Source organism: Planktothrix tepida PCC 9214 (assembly GCF_900009145.1).
GTDB classification, from domain to species: Bacteria; Cyanobacteriota; Cyanobacteriia; order Cyanobacteriales; family Microcoleaceae; genus Planktothrix; species Planktothrix tepida.
Genome location: NZ_LN889782.1, coordinates 1056893 through 1075215 on the forward strand (window position 1 = coordinate 1056893; position 18323 = coordinate 1075215).

Here is an 18323-nt window from a genome sequence, read left to right on the forward strand (position 1 = left end):
GTATATTTATTATTGATCTTGTAAATATTCTTTGATCAAAGCTTTAGTTGTCATCTTCATAAGTTGACAAGTTCTGTTAACTAAATCAGAATCTTTTTGAGAAGATTCTAAAGTAACATGACATTGACCAGCACAACAACCCTCAATTTCACAACCTTTACAAAAATCATTATTTCCGGGTAAACGACTATTGATAAGTTCTAAGTATTTACTACTTGGTAAAAAACATTCGTCAAATTGTTCAAAATTACCTACGACTGTATTTGTATGTCCACAAGTTTTTAATGTTCCATCAACATTAAATTCAATGGTTTTTCCTTCCATTGCTGGACAAAAAGCATGAGGGTTAGATAACCAAGAATTAGACATTAAAATTCGATATGGAGTCTCCCATGTCCCATAAAAATTGAGATTATTTTGATGAGCATATCTTCTTAATGAAATAATTTTATTCACGCAATCTTCAACAGAAATATTCATAGATCGAACTAAATCAAAATCCATTGAAACGTCCTTAACACCAATAGATTTAGCAAAATCAATCACTTTGCTATCAATTAAAGAAAAATTAGCATCAGTTACAGTTATTGAAAAGCCATCAATTGGATAATCTATTGATTGTAGTAATTTAATTTTACTGATAATTCTCTCAAATGTTCCTTGTCCTTGATGATCAACTCTAATCAAGTCATTAGATTCGCGTAATCCGTCAAGAGAAGTAGATATTTTAACTTTGTATTTTTTTAAAATTTCTGCTTTTTGCTTCGTTAATAAACTTAAATTAGTATTAATCGCATAGGCAAATTTAGTATCCTCAATTGATTCACAATATTCAAGGCAAAAAAGAATTACTTTCCAGTTAATTAGAGGCTCACCATTACCAAAATGAACTCTAATAAAATTATTTCCACTAGCTCGAACTTTTTCAACAAATTTATCAATACTTGCTTTTGCTGTCTCAACACTCATATTTAATTTTGGATCAACTCTAGTAGGCATTTCATTATTCAAAAAGTGCATACAATGTTTACAGCCAAAATTACAAGCATTACTAATAGCTAATTCCAGCCTAGATATTTGATAACCTTTTTGTAATTGTTCTAAAAATTCTTTTTGTAGTGATACAAGAACTGAATTTTCATTAATATTAGATGGAACTAGAAAATAAATTTTTTCAAACATTCCTATAATTTCATCTAAATCCCCTTCAAAAATTTCAGATACATCTTTTAATGTTTTATAATCTTCAAAAATATCTAAGAAATCAACAACAGATTTTGTTACTATTCTGGGTTGATTAAAAAGAGAATGATAAAGGAAAAAATTATCATTGTTTCCTTTGACGACTTGACAATAACTAGATTTTTTGTATGTTTGATTAAGCATAAAAAATTCCTAATTTCAAATATTGTAGCATTTTCATATTTTTTAATATCACAACTATGATCTTGAAAAAAATGAAACCAATCATATAGCACTTCCAAATGAGTTATAATAAATGTAAGGTTAGCAATAATCCCCCAAAGCTGGCAACGGAAAATGAATATAATCGACGAAATAGACGATTTTATCAATCAGACAAAAGATCCTAGAGAAATTAAAAGAGCGATCGCTGTCAAACTCAAATTACAAGGTAAAGCCTACCGGGAAATTCAAGACTTATTACAAGTTTCTCAAGGATTTATTAGCCAATGGAAAAATCGGGTGCTTGTGGAAGGAGTAGACAGTTTAAAACTTCAATATAAAGGAAGGAAAGGTTATCTAAGCCCTGAAGACAAACAGAAAATTATTGAAGAATTAAGGGAAAGAGATTGGTTAAGATTGTCTGATTTACAAGTTTTGTTAGAAAGGGAGTATGGAGTCGTGTTTCAATCCCATCAAAGTTATTATAGCTTGCTGGAAGAGGCTCGCATCAGTTGGAAAAAAAGCCAAAAAAAGAATCCGGCTAAAAATGAGCAGTTAGTCCAAGAGAAAAAGGAAGAAATTGAAAAAAAGTTAGCGAGTTGGAAAGAGGAAATAGGGGCGGGAAAGCTGACAGTGTTTATGATTGATGAATGTCATCTTCTTTGGGGAGATATTTTAGGGTATGTTTGGGGAAGGACGGATCGAAGAATAGAAATTCCCATCAAAAATCAAAAAGAAAGGCAAACTTATTATGGAGCTTTAGATTACCAAACGAAAGAATTTATTATCAAAGGTTATGCGGCGGGCAATACAGAAAATACCGTAGACTTTCTCCAGTATTTACAACAGCAAAATCCGGGGAAAAGGTTGGCTATAGTCTGGGACAATGCCACTTATCATTGTTCTCAAAACTTTCGAGATTACTTAACTCAAGTTAATCAAAATTTATCGGAAGAAGAATGGCGGATTACTTGTGTAAATTTTGCTCCTAATGCGCCGGAGCAAAATCCGGTTGAAGATATTTGGTTACAAACCAAAAATTTCGTGAGAAAATTCTATCATTTATGCCCATCTTTTAAAGTAGTTAAGTGGCTATTTGAGTTTTTTGCTCAGGGGCAAATTTTTGATTTTCCCAAGCTTTTTATGTACGGGATTTTGCCACAACCTATTTAGGATTGCTATAGCTGAGAATGAATTAGTCATTACTCAGGAAATGCGATCGCACTTTAACCAATTATATAATAGACTTTCACCGATTGAACAACAAATCGTTTTAAAATTCAGTCAATTTGAGCAATCCTTATCCAGAGAAACATTGAGAGAAACTGTAGAGTTATCATCAACGGATTTAATTAATGGATTACAATCTTTACAAAAACGGTATTTAGTGACTAAAGTAAAAGAAGATAAAACTATGTTTAAATTATCTTCTGTGTTGAGAGAATATTTAGAAAACTAAAGATTAACCCTTAGCTGAATCTGCGAAATCTTTGATGATGATTTGTTTGGTTGCAATTTAGATACGGATTAGCTTGTTTTTCCTGCTTTAATCTCTATTATTCACTTAAATCTTGAGTTTGTTTATCTCCAAATGTTTAGTTAAAACAGATGAGTTTAATCGGTTAATTTATAAAATTCTAGTTGCTATTTTTTTAGCTCAGACTTACAATAAGATCAATAAAAATCTAACGTCTTTGCTTGTAGGAATATCCGACGAGTTTATAAGACAAACACAACAATTTTCAACCAAACTGTTGTGTGTTTAAACAATGTGATCGCTTAAATTAACTGAGAATTTATGCTCTTGATTCAACGGATTACGTTTCTAAAAATCCATTTTTTTCTGCAAAATTACGGTTTAACAGAGGCTGTCTATCAAGATATTTATTTACTTTAAATCAAACATTTTAACATTAAATTTTACCTAAGAGATAGAATTTTTCCTCTCTAATAGCTATCTAAAGACTGAGATTTGTCATGCTTAAAAGCTATTGAGTTCTCTCTCTATACAGATGGAATTGCTTAGACATTTTCCTAAACTATAGCTTGATCTTTTCCATTTATATCCTCATCCTATTCTTTTAATCTGTGGAACAACTTTTAGGTAAATTAACCAAAACTGACATTCGCCGAAGCTTACGGGCTTCTACAGTAGATGGAGTATTTGCAGCCATCTTTACGAATGCAACAGGAGGCGTTTTACTAACTAAATTTATGCTGGATTTAGAAGCCAATACCTTGCAAATAGGGCTATTATCTGCTATTCCTATGATCGTTAATTTAGCACAACCTTTAGGTGCATTTTTAGCCGATAAAGCTACCAGCCGTTATCGATATTGTCGATTAGTTTATGGTACATCCCGTATTCTTTGGTTAATCTTAGGATTAGCCATTTTTATCATTTCTCCTTTCGATCCCTTCAGCCATCAAACCTTACTGTATTTAACCCTAGCTATTATTGCTATAACCAGTATATTAGGGGCATTAGGAGGCTCGGCTTGGATGAGTTGGATGGCTATCTTAGTCCCTAAAAAATTAAGAGGACGCTATTTTGGTTTACGCAATAGTGTATCTAGCTTGAGTAATTTGATATCCGTTCCCATCATGGGAATAATGATTTCTTACTATCCCCTTGGCCCTATTCGAGGTTATGGTGTGATTGTTTTATTCGGAGTCATCATGGGATTAATGAGTTTAGCTTGTCAATATTTTATGGCAGATGTTAATCCTCAACTTCAGCATCCCATTGAAACCCTATCTTCAACAATTTTTCCCCTAAAATCTGAACCGATTTCTAACAGTTCAGATTTTTTATTACAATTTAAATTATTTTCAAAAATCAATACTTTAATCCGTCAAAACTCTAATTTCTTTATTTTTCTAATTTACTATGATTTATGGATGTTTGCCGTTAACTTAAGTTTACCTTTTTTCAGCGTATATCTTTTACAAGGGTTAAAACTTGATGTCAGTTTAGTAACCCTCTATGCCAGTTTACAAGCGGGAATTTATATGTTAGTTTTACCCCGATGGGGACGATTAGCCGATCGCATTGGCAACCGTCCTTTGTTATTATTAATAGGAATGATTGTATCGACTATTCCGCTTTTGTGGATAGAAGCTCATCATAATTCCTTTTCCATTTGGGTGTTATTGCCTTTCCTCTATTTATTTATGGGAGGAACCTGGGCGGCACTTGATTTATGTAATCAAAATCTACAGATGGCTTTAGTTCCCCTTCGTAACCAAGCTAGTTATTTTGCTTTCACCTCAGCAAGTACCGGAATTAGTAGCGCATTAGGCACAACAACTGGAGGAATTTTAGCTCAGTTTGTTTGTAAAAATCCCGAAAATTTATTAGTGTTATTTGCCCTGTCTAGTGTTTTAATGTTAACAGCATTATTGCCCTTAACCTTAACTCAAGAACCCGGCGGTCAATCTGCAAAACACTTATTGCAAAAATTCGGTAATGTGCTCCGAATTAATCGAACCATTACCTTAAAAAATAAACCCGCAGCTTAACATTAAACTGATTTCTCCAGTTAAGGTGTTCCCTGTTCCCTATTCCCTGCTATATGATAGAAAGTTCGGTTACTTTTAAACCTTGAAATTACGTCCTGAATTGGCGTTTGTAATCAACTATGGCAACCCTGAACGACAACTATCTCAAACTGAAAGCCGGTTACTTATTCCCCGAAATTGCCCGCCGGGTGAATGCGTTTGCAGAAGCCAACCCCGACGCGAAAATCATCCGTTTAGGTATTGGCGATGTCACCGAACCCTTACCCGCAGCCTGTCGCAACGCAATGGTTCAGGCGGTGGAAGACATGGGCAACCGCGACACCTTCAAAGGTTATGGCCCCGAACAGGGTTATGCTTGGTTACGCGAAAAAATCGCCGCCAACGATTTCCAAGCCAGAGGATGTGAGATTTCCGCCGATGAAATCTTTATTTCTGATGGTTCAAAATGCGATACAGGCAATATTTTAGATATTTTTGGAGACGATAATATTATCGCCGTTACTGACCCCGTTTATCCCGTTTATGTGGATACAAATGTGATGGCAGGACACACGGGAGATGCGAATGAAAAAGGGGAATATGGGGGATTAGTTTATATTCCCATTACGGCTGAAAATAATTTTACTGCCGCTATTCCCACCCAAAAAGTTGATTTAATTTATCTCTGTTTTCCTAATAATCCCACAGGGGCAACGGCAACGAAAGAACACCTAACTGCCTGGGTCGAATACGCGAAAGCTAACGGTTCAATTATTCTCTATGATGCCGCCTACGAAGCGTTTATTTCTGACCCCAGTTTACCCCATTCTATCTATGAAATTCCAGGGGCAAAACAGTGCGCTATTGAGTTTCGTTCCTTCTCCAAAACCGCAGGATTTACCGGAACTCGTTGTGCATTTACTGTTGTTCCGAAAACCTTAACCGCTAAAGCAAAAGATGGTGCTGATGTGGAATTATGGAAACTTTGGAACCGTCGTCAAGCCACTAAATTTAACGGGGTTTCCTATATTATTCAACGGGCAGCGGAGGCGGTTTATTCTGAAGAAGGAAAAGCTCAAGTTAAGGCGTTAATTCAATTTTATATGGAAAACGCCCAAATTATTCGGGAGCAATTAACGGCGGCGGGATTAAGCGTTTATGGAGGCGAAAATGCCCCCTATGTTTGGGTGAAAACGCCCCAAGGTTTATCCAGTTGGGATTTCTTTGATAAACTATTACAAACCTGTAATGTTGTAGGGACTCCGGGTTCAGGTTTTGGTGCTGCGGGTGAAGGTTATTTTCGGATTTCTGCGTTCAATAGTCGGGAAAACGTAGAAGAAGCGATGGGTCGAATTACCGAGAAGTTTAAAGTTTAAATTGTTGGGTGGGCAAAGCCCACCTTATTAAGATAAAATGATCAATCAGGTTTTATTCCTTAATTTAATAGTCAAATGGCAGAATTAATTGATCCTTTTAAACTCCCTTCTGTCTATTTATCAGATCGTAAAAATTTACCCAGTTGTCCCGCTATTTATTTTGCAATTGATGCAGAAAATAGACTCCTTTATGTCGGACAAGCCACTAATTTAGCAGCGAGGTGGAAAAATCATCACCGAGAATATCAATTACAAGAAATTAATAAAGAGTCTCAAGTCAGAATAGCTTGGCAGCCTTGGACGTTAGAAGATTTGAGTGAAGCCGAAAAATATTTTATCAAAACTCTTCATCCTTTATTAAATGGAACTGAAGTTGAATCACCTGATATCATTCCTTCAGAATTTATATTAAGAGATTTTCTCAAGGCTTTTTCTCGAAGATTAATTATTGCTGGTATAAAGCCAAGAAGTAAAGAGCAACTTGCTCAGGTTTATTTAAGATATGATTGGAAAGATTGTTCCCCCAAAGGAACAGCAGCTAAGATTAAAGATTTTATTAAAGAAAATAAAGGTAAAAATACCAGTATAAAATTCCAATGGAAGAAGTATGGGAAAATTACCAATGCTGCGGCGTTGCGTCCTGGTAGTAGAGCGCAAAAAGTCAATGCAAGGCAAAATCGTTCTTATAATAATCATTGGGAAGTGCCTTGTAATGGAGTTCTAATTCACATTACGCCAACGGATCTCTATAAACAAATAAAGGAAAAAACAGAGATTAAAAAACTAGCAGGAATTAACCTTCGTGCTTTAACGACAACAGGTTTAGTTGAAATGACTATGAAGTATATCTATCATGATTTTTCTGGACTCTTTCCCTATAATAGTGATATTGTTCCTTTACTATGGGTTAATTCACAGTTGAGGAATTAATTACAGAAGCATTATCTTTACCCAGATTTGGATAAAATTATCAATTAGGTTTGATACAATTAATTCTGCAAATCTTTATACAACTGGGTAAAGAAAGATGCCTCAAATTGTCCAATCTTCAATTGCTAACCCTGTCACTTTCCCGAAATCTCGATGATTGCGAGTTAACAAAATCAATTGACGGGACATTGCAATTGCTGCGATTCTTGCATCCATCTTTGCTAGTTGAATTTGTTGTGTTTTTAATTGCTCAAATGTTGTAGCAGCACCCATATCAAATGGTAGGATGGGTAACACTTTAAAGTCATTAACCAGTCGCGCCATCATCTCATAAGTAGGTAGGCTCTATAAAAACTCCCTATGTAAACGATTATAAATCGTTCTAACGCTCTCTAATGGCTGATCTAAGCCTCCTTTACATATTGTTACATGGACAAGTTTAATCCCGCCTACCTACTTATCCTTTTACGATATCATTTAGGCTGCGATCGCGATTAATATAGGCGTGACAGCCAAGCATTTGTTCGTGTAAAGTGACAATTGACACGGCAAAATCTGATAGTGAATATTGAGCCATGCGTGTTGAAAGGTTGGTATAATCCTTTCCAGTTTGACGTTGAAGAATGCTCAGATGGTCTGTATCCAATAAATATTTCATTGCTCGTCTTCTGCTTCTAATACAGACTCATCACCTTGGCGAATCGCTCGTCCTAATGCCAGTACCTCCTCAAAGGCTGGTTCATCTTTGAAAGACCCTGTAATTTGTTGTAGCCAATTGGTCGGTTGAGGATTTGCAAGTTGTTTCTGCAATTCAAAAATTGCTGCTTCTACTGCTGCAATGCGTTCTTCTAAAGAGGTGTTAGTTGCCATTGGAGTTTCTCCTAATGAACTGTTTTTATCTGAAGGATAACGACAGCGAAATTCTTGTTCTGTATTTAGTTTGCCATCCAATGGTATTGTAGCGTCGAAGCGAGTAAGAAAACCCTTGAAAAGTTTGGCTAAAACCTTGGGGTTTCGCCTCTTCGTAGAAAATGAGAATAGCGTCAGTAGTGTTTTTTGATAAGTAACGCTAAGATTAGGCTATAATTATCTGAATCGAAAATATGTATTTATGGGCAGAAAACGCGATCTGAGGCAGGTTGATGCGATCGCTAAAGAGTTTAAAATGGGAGGCGAATTAAGGATTGCTTTTGGGTTATTCCTTGAGGAAGAAAAGAAAAATGGTTATGGTGGAACTTTAAACCGTAGAGGGGATTTTACTTATGAAGAACTTCGCCAGAAAGCACAAGAATTTTTAGAGGATCTTTAAAATGGTGACTCAAACATCTATTAATCAAAAGCCAGATATCGAGCAAATTATTCCAGTGATTACTAAACCGATGATCGGAGAAATTTGTCATCAGGTTATATTTAGTTATGGGGATGAATTACGGCTAGATTTTGGTGATATGTCTGCTTATACTCACCCAAAATTAGCAAATCTACGCAAAGGTAGTTGGCAATTTGGCACAAGGGCAACACCTTGGATTTTAAAGCAAGGAGATCAAGTCTTAACCTCTTCGTTGCCAGTCAATATAGATACTGAAATAGATGATTCACAAATAGATGCTGTTAAGAAAGTTGTACAGCAACTAGAAAATAAAGAATTGATTGATTTGCAGATTGATGATCATAATATTAGTCTGACTCTATTGTTTCAAGGTGACTATAAACTTATTTTAGAGCCGGATTTGCAAGATGATTCTGGTCTGGCTTATTGGGAATTGTTTATGCCAACTGATCAAGTTTTGACGGTTGGGCCTGGACTTTTTTGGGAATGTAAATCGAGCTACTAAAATATTAGCTGATGGCAAAACTTTACTATCGTGGCATGGCGGAGCAAAATGGTAAACCCAAAATAGGTCGCAGTGCTAGATTACTAGGAATTAGACCTGGTATTGACATAGATATTGAGCAAATGCCCATAGGTTATCTGAATGATCAAGGCTATTTATTAGCAGAGTCAGAACGTGAATTTCGAGGAGAAATTGTTACTGTTGCGGTAAGGAATACAAAGGGAATGTCCGTTTCTCTTTCAATTGAAAGTTTACCAGCATTTCGCCGACCTGTAAAATTTGGTGGAACTGGAAAAGACCCTATATGGCAAATAGATGACAAAAACATTAGGGGAGATTTGCAGGCTGTTCAAGATAGCTCAACGCACGTTAGCATCTTACCAAGAGTTACAATGTCTCTGGAAAGGTACGAGACAGCATTAGCAAATACCCAAAATGATTGGGAAAGAGTTGATTAACTTAATCTATCATAGGAGTCTATAACAATGGCGTGGATATTCAGTTTATCGGCAGAGTGTGGCTCTGATCAAAGCAATGTCAATCAATTTGCTCAACACTTTGAAGGAAGAGAATGGATACTCTCAAATGGTCGCCAATCCCAATGTCGCACAGATACTTTTCAAGACATGGAGCAAAATTGGTGGTGTCGGGTTTATCCCAATAATATTAGTGAAGTGGGAATAGATAGTTCTGAAATTGCTTATGTAAGGACAGACTCAGGTATTCCATTATTCTATAAACCTATCGGGGTTTATCCCAATAATATTAGTGAAGTGGGGATAGATAGTTCTGAAATTGCTTATGTAAGGACAGACTCAGGTATTTTATTATTCTATAAACCTATCGGGGTTGATCCTTCGTTTCGTTATCCTATGGAGCCAAATTGGTGGAGTCGGGTTGATCCAAATAATATTAGTGAACTGGGAATAGATAGCCCTGAAAGTGCTTATGTAATGACAGAATTAGGTATTTTATTCTATCAAACTCTCTGGTCTGCTCCTTTGTTTCGTTATGCTTTGGTGGGTGTTGAAGTTGATGAATTTAGAACCTATAGTGAACTTATAGAAGATTTGCCCAATTTATCTCTTCCCGGATTAGTTTTGGCAAAAGAACTTACTCATGGTTTGGAAATATTACCAGGTTTTGAACCGTTTAGTTCTAGTTATATTTGGCAACCTTACAAGGGAGAAATCTATAATCTATTAATGGCATCCCCAGACTGAAAAAATAAGCTGAATGAGCTTCTCGCTGTGAGTTGAATTTAATTCATCTGTCCAAACTAACACCAGATAAACTATTCGATTTGCTCTCATTCCAATGGAAGATTACGGAACAAATGAAACCCCGAAAATGTATTCTTAATTTGCTTCCGATGGCATTAAACTATTACTTAATATACTAACTCAAAATTTAAAATTGTCAAGTCCAGAAACCCCTACTCTAGTAGAGCGTAACCCTCCCAGCAAATAGGTGAAGAAAACGAGAAAATAGAAGAATAAATCAACAGTTACTTTTAACTCCTCATTATGTACCTAAAAGATTATCCCCACGCCATTGCAAAACGGCAATATGAACTTTTAGAACTGAACCGAGAAATCCGTCGTCATACTCAAAGTGTTAACTTTTTCCTAGCTTCTATTGACCGTCAAATTGCCTATGATACCACCTTAAAAAACGAAGCTCAACGGAAAGCAAAACGCTTTGAGTTAATGCAGGAAGATACTGAGTATTTGGCAGCATCTCAAGCCTTAGATGAAGCAACGGAAAAACGCGATAAATTAACCGTTGAACTTGATTTTCTTCGCAATCAATTTGGAATTCTGAAATTAGAATTACGAGATGCGATCGCAACCAAAGAAAACCTCACAACCTCCTTCCCGGTTCTACCTTAATTAATCTAACTTCTTGAGTTCTAAAATAGTCAGAATCTTACTGCATTCGATCAATGGTTCGATATTGAATCGCCTCAGCAACATGGGGCGGTTTAATATTCTCTTCCCCGGCTAAATCTGCAATAGTTCGGGCTACTTTTAAAATGCGATCGCTCGCCCTTGCAGATAACCCCAATTTTCTAATTGCATTTTCTAATAAACTCTGTCCAACACTATCTAATTGACACCATTTTTGAATATGACGACTTTGCATTTCTGCATTCGATTTTAATTGGGGTTCTTCCTGAAATCGTTGACAAGTTCGTTCACGGGCTGTAATCACTCGTTCTCGAATCTGAGAAGAACTTTCCCCTTGAGATTGTTGTAGAATTTCTTCAGGTTTCAAACGATTAACCGCGACTTGCAAATCAATTCGATCCATCAATGGCCCTGATAATTTTGCCCAATATTGTTCTCGTTGACGAGGAGAACAGGTACAAGGTTGAATTGTATCCCCATAATAACCACAGGGGCAAGGATTTGTACTCGCTACTAACGTAAATTTAGCCGGAAAAATAACCGATTGTTTAGTTCGGGAAACTGTTACAAATCCATCCTCTAACGGTTGTCTTAAAAACTCTAAAACATCCCGTTTAAATTCCGTTAGCTCATCAGCAAACAACACGCCGCGATGGGCTAAAGAAATCTCCCCTGGTTTCGGATAGGTTCCTCCTCCAACTAAAGAAGGGCCAGAAGCGGAATGATGGGGACTTCTAAAGGGGCGATCGCTCACTAAAGTTCCCCGATTTTTTAATAATCCAGCCACCGAATAAATCCGAGTTACTTCTAAAGATTCTTCAAAACTTAAAGGGGGTAAAATCCCCGGTAAACGACGAGCTAACATCGTTTTTCCGCTTCCGGGTGGCCCGACAAAAATTAAATTATGTCCTCCCGTTGCTGCAATTTCTAACGCCCTTCGAGCATGAGCTTGTCCTTTAACTTCACTTAAATCTAATCCAATTGTTGTTTTTTGAGCTAATAAATCCGTTGCTGTTAATTTAACAGGTTGATAAGCACTGGGATGATTCAAAAAATCAGTTACATCTAATAAACTTTTAAATCCATAAACGGATAATCCCTGAACAACTGCCGCTTCTTGAACATTATCTTCAGGAACCACTAACCCTGTAATTCCCATTTTTGCCGCCGCCGCTGCAATGGGCAGCACACCCGCAACGGGTCTTAAGCTACCGTCTAAACTGACCTCACCTAAAAATAAAAAATCTCCTAATAAATCAGGTTTAATTTGTTCCGATGCTGCTAAGATTCCAATACTAATGGGAAGATCAAAACTCGGCCCTTCTTTGCGTAAATCCGCAGGGGTTAAATTAATCACAATATTTCGCATGGGGAAAGCATACCCGGCATTTTTCAACGTCGCTTTTACCCGTTCTCGTGATTCCTGAACCGCCGCATCGGGAAGCCCCAACACTGTAATTTTAGGCAGTCCCCCGGAAATATCAACTTCAACCCCAACTTTAACCGCATCAATCCCAACAATACAGGCACTCCAAACCCTTGCTAACATGGTGTTTAACTTTGATAATTTGTTCCTTTTCTATATTCTGCTATAAGTGACGTAAGCTCTACGATTAACGGTAGACTTGCAAGTGATAAACTGCACCGATACAGATATGACTGATACGATTTTTAGCAAAATTATTCGTCGGGAGATTCCGGCTGATATTGTTTATGAGGATGATTTATGCCTCGCCTTTCGGGATATTGCCCCCCAAGCCCCGGTTCACATTCTGGTAATTCCTAAAAAACCCATTCCTAAACTTGCTGATGCGACATCTGAAGACCATGCTCTCATGGGACATCTACTTCTAAAGGTAAAGCAAGTGGCTGAAGAAGCGGGACTAGAGAACGGTTATCGCGTTGTCATTAATACAGGTGTCGATGGCGGACAAACCGTTGATCATCTTCATCTTCATATTCTGGGGGGTCGTTACATGGAATGGCCTCCTGGTTAAAGGCTTTGGGCGAGGAAACCTCGCCCCCTTCTTCTTGCTTTGCATAAGTTTTTCTTATCCTATCAATTTACAAAAATTTTCTTAAAACCACTTTACAAAACGCAATCATCTGTGTCATATTACTAATCAAGGTAGAAAAAACACTACCGACGTACCTCGAAAAATACATAGCAATACATACCTAACATGACAACCACGATTCAGCAACGCGAAAGCGCCTCAATCTGGGATCGGTTCTGTAACTGGGTCACATCCACCAACAACCGGATTTATGTCGGTTGGTTCGGTGTTCTGATGATCCCGACGTTATTAACCGCCACCATCTGCTACATCATCGCCTTCATCGCTGCTCCTCCAGTGGACATCGATGGTATCCGTGAACCCGTCGCTGGTTCACTGTTATACGGAAACAACATCATCTCTGGTGCAGTTGTTCCTTCCTCTAACGCCATCGGCTTACACTTCTATCCCATCTGGGAAGCAGCTTCATTAGATGAATGGCTGTACAACGGTGGCCCTTACCAGTTAGTGATTTTCCACTTCTTCATCGGCATCTTATGCTACATGGGTCGGGAGTGGGAATTATCCTACCGTTTAGGGATGCGTCCTTGGATCTGCGTCGCCTACTCTGCACCTGTTGCAGCAGCAGCCGCCGTATTCCTGATCTATCCCATCGGTCAAGGTTCATTCTCTGACGGGATGCCTTTAGGTATCTCTGGAACCTTCAACTTCATGTTAGTGTTCCAAGCCGAGCATAACATCCTGATGCACCCCTTCCATATGTTAGGAGTTGCCGGGGTGTTCGGTGGAAGCTTATTCTCCGCCATGCACGGTTCTCTGGTTACTTCTTCTCTGGTGCGTGAAACCACCGAAACCGAATCCCAAAACTACGGTTACAAATTCGGTCAAGAAGAAGAAACCTACAACATCGTTGCAGCCCATGGTTACTTTGGACGTTTAATCTTCCAATATGCCAGCTTCAACAACAGCCGTAGCTTACACTTCTTCTTAGGCGCTTGGCCTGTGGTCGGCATTTGGTTCACCGCATTAGGTGTATCCACAATGGCCTTCAACCTGAACGGATTCAACTTTAACCAGTCCATCATCGACTCTACGGGTCGCGTGATCAATACTTGGGCTGATGTGTTAAACCGCGCTAACCTGGGTATGGAAGTGATGCACGAGCGTAACGCTCACAACTTCCCCTTAGACTTAGCTTCGGGTGAATCTGCTCCCGTTGCTCTGGTTGCTCCTTCTATCAATGGTTAATTTTTAACCGAAATCATACAAAAAACGCTCTCCGAAAGGGGGGCGTTTTTTGTTGTTTACGATTTATAATCCAGGGACAATGATATTCATGTTAGAGTTAAAATATTGCACTAGGCATTACAGTTAGGACATTTTTTAATCCTGAAAGCCTTTCACTTCTTACTGTTCCCTGTTCCCTGTTCCCTGTTCCCTGTTCAATATAGCAGTCTTGAACTCAACATCAAGCTTATGCTCCAACAACTGCAACCCCAAAATCAAATCCCCATTGTTTATCCCGATAGTGATGGACAACCCATGTCTGACAATACGCTGCAATTTCAATGGATTGTAACCATTAAAGAAAATTTAGACCTGTTATTTGCTGACAATTCTAATGTATTTGTAGCGGGAGATTTACTCTGGTATCCCGTTGAAGGAAATAATATGATTCGTCGCGCCCCGGATACAATGGTAGTATTTGGAAGACCCAAAGGTTATCGGGGTTCTTATCAACAATGGCAAGAAGATAATATCCCCCCCCAGGTAGTCTTTGAGATTCTTTCCCCTGGCAATAGAATTAAAGAAATGGCAGCTAAACTGCAATTTTATCAACAATATGGTGTGGAGGAATATTATCTTTATGATCCTGAAAAAGTCGATTTTGCTGGATGGCAACGCATCGAAGGACAATTAACAATTATTGATGAAATTCAAGGTTGGGTCAGTCCCCGTTTAGGAGTTCGGTTTGAAATGGCTAAGGAATTACAAATTTTTACCCCCACAGGAGAACGGTTTTTAACGTTTGTAGAATTGGGGCAACGATTACAACAAGAAAAACAACGGGCAGAACAAGCAGAAGCTCGGTTAAAAGAGTTAGAAGAACGGTTAAAACGTTTAGGCGTTGATCCGAATCTGCCAGAATAGGGGGAATAGCTATTGCCCTAACCACAATGTATCTAAATAATTAATTCGGGCGGAAGGACTTAAGGCGGTTAAAACCTGTTCTCCATAACTACGATGCAGAACTCGACTATCAAATAATGCCACAACTCCTTGACTATCACGGACAGTGGCGACGGCTCGTTGTAACTCGCTTAAAGCCGTTGGTAATAAATAGAAGCGAAACCAATCCAGATGTCGTTGTTTATAGTAGGCAACTTGTCCGGCGACTAAGGGATCTTCTAAAGACGGAATGGGTAAAGTTGCGATCGCTAATAAATGAGGAGCAGGTAAACGTCCTTGATGTTGTCGCCAAAACTCCCAACCCGTGACTAAAACGCCATGTTCAGACAAATTAGTGGTTTCTAGCTGTACCCGTGAGCCAAATTCCGCCGCCATTGCCGTACTTACCTGAGCTTTTAACGGCACATCTCCGATTAATAAAACACTGAAACCCGGTACAGAAAAACTCATACATAAAATTGTATAAATCTCTTTAATCAAAGATTGTTGATATTGAGGAGTATTCGGTAAGGGTAAACCCGATGGAATATACAGTTGAATCAGTTGACTTTGCCGATCTGGGGTAAATTTTACACTCGTAATCTCTCCTAATCCTACGGATTGACGGTAAATCGGGGCGGCTTTGTCTAAATCCAAGGCTCCCCCAATTAAAACGACAGGCTGTTGGGGCCAAAGAACTTTTAATTCTGATGCCACATCTATCGGCCCACAAAACAGAGAAAATGTTCCTAATGTTCGATCGACAACCACCCATTTTAATTGTTCTGAAAGTTGCCAACGTTGCCAAAATTGTTGCCATTGTACCAACAGGGGATCGAAACTCCAATCTAGGACTGGATAGAGTGTCTCAAGGATCTCCTGTTCAGGACTGTCTAATAAATAGCATTGATAGGGGTTGCGGGGATGTTGGAAGAGTAGCCGTGTTAGGTGTACCCGTGCATCTCGTATGGTTTCCGCTTGTTGGGGTTGTTGCTGCATCAGATGATTCCAGTCCTGGGGATGCAAACTCACGGTGAGGGTTTGGCGTGTCCAAGTTTCTAAATCATCGACCCCATCGATCACCGTCACTACCTGTTGCGGAAAGTTGTTTTTAGTCTTTAAACGATCAGATAACCAAGCTTGGGGGGAGGTCAACAATACCCCTGGAAAGACCTCATCAGGCCAAGAATCGCCCCTGACAATGGGTTTATTGGGGATTAAATCAGGATGATTTAAGGTTTGTGAGTTAATCCATTCTGACAAATCCAGCCCTTGCAGTTCGTCCAAAATCCCATCCGGTGCAACAACAATCGTAGGTTGACGCCAAACTAACAACGGTATCCAATAACTAAACCGATAGGAGTGGTGTTCATAGTTGGGGGGTATACCCGTTTGAATTAAGGCATTTCGTCCCAATCGCAAGGCTCTGGCCACCAAACGAGCCATCGTGAGATGATGGGGCCAAGGAACCTCTGTTTGCAACTTCAGAAACTTTCGCAATAAGTTATGGACTTCTACTTCTATCAAACTCGTTCAGAAACACAAATAGAATGGTAATATGTGTTAATTATCCTTGATTACCCCAGATAATCAAAGCTTTCGATAAAATCAATCACCTGATTAAAATCAGGAAGGGTGGTTTGACGGGAATTGAGGGTTAAATCCGCATCCATTTGACGAGTGGATAATTCATCAAAGCGTTTTCCAAAATTAATATGACTATGAACAATTAAACTATGTTGGCTGCTATTTTTTAGTAAAGTTTGGGTTGCGGCTTTAAAGAAAGGAGACGGATAATTTTTCTGAGTTTCTCGGACTAAGGCTTTAAAATCATTGGCTTTAATAATGACTTGATTCATGGCGGTTAAAATCTGGACTTTTCGGTTTTTTCCTAAATTTTCTTCTTTAATTCTTCTCATTAAATTAATAATATTTTTTTGAGTTGAGGAGGCATCAGCAAAGGGAAAAATGATCATACAAGCGATGGGAAATAAATGTTCTTCCCGTTCCACGGAAAAGGTTAAGGTGGTGCGTCGATAATCCACATCAACACTAGGGGGACGATTCATAACAGGATAGACTTGAGATAATTTATGATAAATCATCATTAAACTTAAATTAGATTCAAAATCTAAAGGGGCATCAATGAAAATTTGAACGGTGGGAAGGCTTTGATGAAAAAACTTTCTCAGGGTTTCAGGATTAAACTGGACAACATGACTATGATCACCATTGGGACTTAAATCAATCCAGTCACATTTGAGATCTTCTGCTTTTAAACTAAATCGATGGACTTCATAAAGCTTGGCTCCGGTTAAGGTAGCTCCTGATAAATCCGCGCCTACCCAGTCAGATTGAATTAAATTAGCTTGGGTTAAATCCGCGTGCACAAAACTAGCTTTGACTAAATTAGTATTACTTAAATTTGCTCCACTTAAATTCGCCCCACTCAAGTTGGCTTCACTTAAATTTGCACCCGCTAAATTTGCACCGCGTAAATCGGCCCACCGTAAATTCGCCCCACTTAAATCAGCCCCACTTAAATTAACATGGGTGAGGTTCGCTTGTCGCATTTCCGCATAACTAAAATCAGCTTTGGGTAAGTCGGCTTTGGTTAAATTTGCTCCTCTTAAATCTGCTCTCCTAAAGCAAGTTCCAACCCCAAAAATAGCGCGTAAATTCGCCCCACTTAAATTCGCATGGGTAAAATCTGCTTGTTCAACCTTGGCTTCTCTTAAATCAGCCCCATTTAAGTTAGCTTGAATTAATTTAGCTTGGCTAAGTAACGCTTGAATTAATTCCCCTCGAATTAATAAACTTTCAATCAGAGAAGCTTCACTTAAATCGGCCCGAACTAAATTAGTAACATTCAACGTCGCTCGATCTAAAATGGCTTTACTTAAATTAGCATTACTGAGTCGAGCTACATTGAGATTAGCTCCTATAAGGTTACAACCACTTAAATTAGCGGCGGTTAAATTAGCAACCATAAAAGAAGCTTGGCTTAAATTTGCTTGACTGAGTTTGATTCGGCTTAAATTAGTTTCATTTAGGTTAACCCCACTAAAATCTCGCTCTCCCTCCTGGTATTGTTTAACAATTTGGTAGACTTTGACTAATTCACTTTCAATCATAATGATGATCCTCTAACCCTGATTTCATAAATGGTGATTCACTGTT

General features: G+C 38.3%; 20 protein-coding genes. 13 read left to right on the forward strand and 7 right to left on the reverse strand.

What is annotated here, in order from left to right:
• Positions 1-9: 9 nt before the first annotated feature.
• Entirely contained in the window at positions 10-1386 is a 1377-nt protein-coding gene (locus PL9214_RS07555; RefSeq protein ID WP_072718164.1) for a radical SAM protein, read from the reverse strand.
• A 153-nt stretch (positions 1387-1539) separates the two neighbouring features.
• Here PL9214_RS07555 and PL9214_RS07560 point away from each other — a divergent pair, with 153 nt between their 5' ends.
• The 5 genes from PL9214_RS07560 to PL9214_RS07580 all read left to right on the forward strand — a co-directional run bounded on the left by PL9214_RS07560 (position 1540) and on the right by PL9214_RS07580 (position 7211).
• On the forward strand, positions 1540-2577 hold the full coding sequence (locus PL9214_RS07560) for an IS630 family transposase (protein WP_072718165.1): 1038 nt from the start codon (positions 1540-1542) through the stop codon (positions 2575-2577).
• 40 nt (positions 2578-2617) lie between these two features.
• On the forward strand, positions 2618-2863 hold the full coding sequence (locus PL9214_RS07565) for a hypothetical protein (RefSeq protein ID WP_072718166.1): 246 nt from the start codon (positions 2618-2620) through the stop codon (positions 2861-2863).
• A gap of 629 nt (positions 2864-3492) precedes the next feature.
• Positions 3493-4926 (forward strand): MFS transporter, encoded by a 1434-nt coding sequence (locus PL9214_RS07570; RefSeq protein ID WP_072718167.1) that lies wholly within the window; start codon positions 3493-3495, stop codon positions 4924-4926.
• 119 nt (positions 4927-5045) lie between these two features.
• Positions 5046-6281: an LL-diaminopimelate aminotransferase gene (locus PL9214_RS07575; protein ID WP_072718168.1), complete on the forward strand. Its 1236-nt coding sequence runs from the start codon at positions 5046-5048 to the stop codon at positions 6279-6281.
• Between the two features lie 75 nt (positions 6282-6356).
• The gene (locus PL9214_RS07580; RefSeq protein WP_072718169.1) at positions 6357-7211 is read left to right on the forward strand and encodes a GIY-YIG nuclease family protein; all 855 of its coding nucleotides are present in this window, start codon (positions 6357-6359) and stop codon (positions 7209-7211) included.
• A 102-nt stretch (positions 7212-7313) separates the two neighbouring features.
• On the opposite strand, the gene PL9214_RS07585 is transcribed toward PL9214_RS07580, so the two are convergent.
• The 3 genes from PL9214_RS07585 to PL9214_RS07595 all read right to left on the reverse strand — a co-directional run bounded on the left by PL9214_RS07585 (position 7314) and on the right by PL9214_RS07595 (position 8081).
• Positions 7314-7538 carry a type II toxin-antitoxin system VapC family toxin gene (locus PL9214_RS07585; protein ID WP_245824194.1) on the reverse strand — a complete coding sequence of 75 codons (225 nt, stop codon included), beginning with the start codon at positions 7536-7538 and terminating at the stop codon, positions 7314-7316.
• A gap of 130 nt (positions 7539-7668) precedes the next feature.
• Positions 7669-7869, reverse strand: coding sequence for a PIN domain-containing protein (locus PL9214_RS07590; RefSeq protein ID WP_222425208.1), 201 nt, complete (start codon positions 7867-7869; stop codon positions 7669-7671).
• On the reverse strand, positions 7866-8081 hold the full coding sequence (locus PL9214_RS07595; RefSeq protein ID WP_139294993.1) for a hypothetical protein: 216 nt from the start codon (positions 8079-8081) through the stop codon (positions 7866-7868). The genes PL9214_RS07590 and PL9214_RS07595 overlap by 4 nt, the downstream gene beginning before the upstream one ends.
• 241 nt (positions 8082-8322) lie before the next feature.
• Between PL9214_RS07595 and PL9214_RS07600 the strand changes: the two genes are divergently transcribed.
• The 5 genes from PL9214_RS07600 (at position 8323) to PL9214_RS07620 (ending at position 10938) form a co-directional block, all read left to right on the forward strand.
• On the forward strand, positions 8323-8520 hold the full coding sequence (locus tag PL9214_RS07600) for a hypothetical protein (RefSeq protein WP_072718171.1): 198 nt from the start codon (positions 8323-8325) through the stop codon (positions 8518-8520).
• Between the two features lies 1 nt (position 8521).
• Positions 8522-9046 carry a hypothetical protein gene (locus tag PL9214_RS07605; RefSeq protein WP_072718172.1) on the forward strand — a complete coding sequence of 175 codons (525 nt, stop codon included), beginning with the start codon at positions 8522-8524 and terminating at the stop codon, positions 9044-9046.
• Between the two features lie 11 nt (positions 9047-9057).
• Entirely contained in the window at positions 9058-9504 is a 447-nt protein-coding gene (locus PL9214_RS07610; protein ID WP_072718173.1) for a Tse2 family ADP-ribosyltransferase toxin, read from the forward strand.
• Between the two features lie 27 nt (positions 9505-9531).
• Positions 9532-10269 carry a hypothetical protein gene (locus PL9214_RS32220; RefSeq protein ID WP_245824195.1) on the forward strand — a complete coding sequence of 246 codons (738 nt, stop codon included), beginning with the start codon at positions 9532-9534 and terminating at the stop codon, positions 10267-10269.
• 303 nt (positions 10270-10572) lie between these two features.
• Positions 10573-10938: a hypothetical protein gene (locus PL9214_RS07620; RefSeq protein ID WP_072718174.1), complete on the forward strand. Its 366-nt coding sequence runs from the start codon at positions 10573-10575 to the stop codon at positions 10936-10938.
• A gap of 37 nt (positions 10939-10975) precedes the next feature.
• Here the strand turns inward: PL9214_RS07620 and PL9214_RS07625 are convergent, their stop codons facing one another.
• Positions 10976-12505, reverse strand: coding sequence for a YifB family Mg chelatase-like AAA ATPase (locus PL9214_RS07625; protein WP_072718175.1), 1530 nt, complete (start codon positions 12503-12505; stop codon positions 10976-10978).
• 106 nt (positions 12506-12611) lie between these two features.
• On the opposite strand from PL9214_RS07625, the gene PL9214_RS07630 reads away from it, so the two are divergent.
• From PL9214_RS07630 to PL9214_RS07640, 3 genes are all read left to right on the forward strand, one after another.
• On the forward strand, positions 12612-12953 hold the full coding sequence (locus tag PL9214_RS07630; protein WP_072718176.1) for a histidine triad nucleotide-binding protein: 342 nt from the start codon (positions 12612-12614) through the stop codon (positions 12951-12953).
• A 186-nt stretch (positions 12954-13139) separates the two neighbouring features.
• Positions 13140-14222: a photosystem II q(b) protein gene (psbA, locus tag PL9214_RS07635; protein WP_072717645.1), complete on the forward strand. Its 1083-nt coding sequence runs from the start codon at positions 13140-13142 to the stop codon at positions 14220-14222.
• Between the two features lie 228 nt (positions 14223-14450).
• The gene (locus PL9214_RS07640) at positions 14451-15125 is read left to right on the forward strand and encodes a Uma2 family endonuclease (RefSeq protein ID WP_072718177.1); all 675 of its coding nucleotides are present in this window, start codon (positions 14451-14453) and stop codon (positions 15123-15125) included.
• 9 nt (positions 15126-15134) lie between these two features.
• Here PL9214_RS07640 and PL9214_RS07645 read toward each other — a convergent pair whose 3' ends face one another.
• Together PL9214_RS07645 and PL9214_RS07650 are read right to left on the reverse strand one after the other, a co-directional pair.
• On the reverse strand, positions 15135-16670 hold the full coding sequence (locus PL9214_RS07645; RefSeq protein ID WP_072718178.1) for an ATP-dependent DNA helicase: 1536 nt from the start codon (positions 16668-16670) through the stop codon (positions 15135-15137).
• A 50-nt stretch (positions 16671-16720) separates the two neighbouring features.
• Complete coding sequence (locus PL9214_RS07650) at positions 16721-18277, reverse strand: pentapeptide repeat-containing protein (protein ID WP_072718179.1); 1557 nt, start codon at positions 18275-18277, stop codon at positions 16721-16723.
• Positions 18278-18323 lie beyond the last annotated feature (46 nt).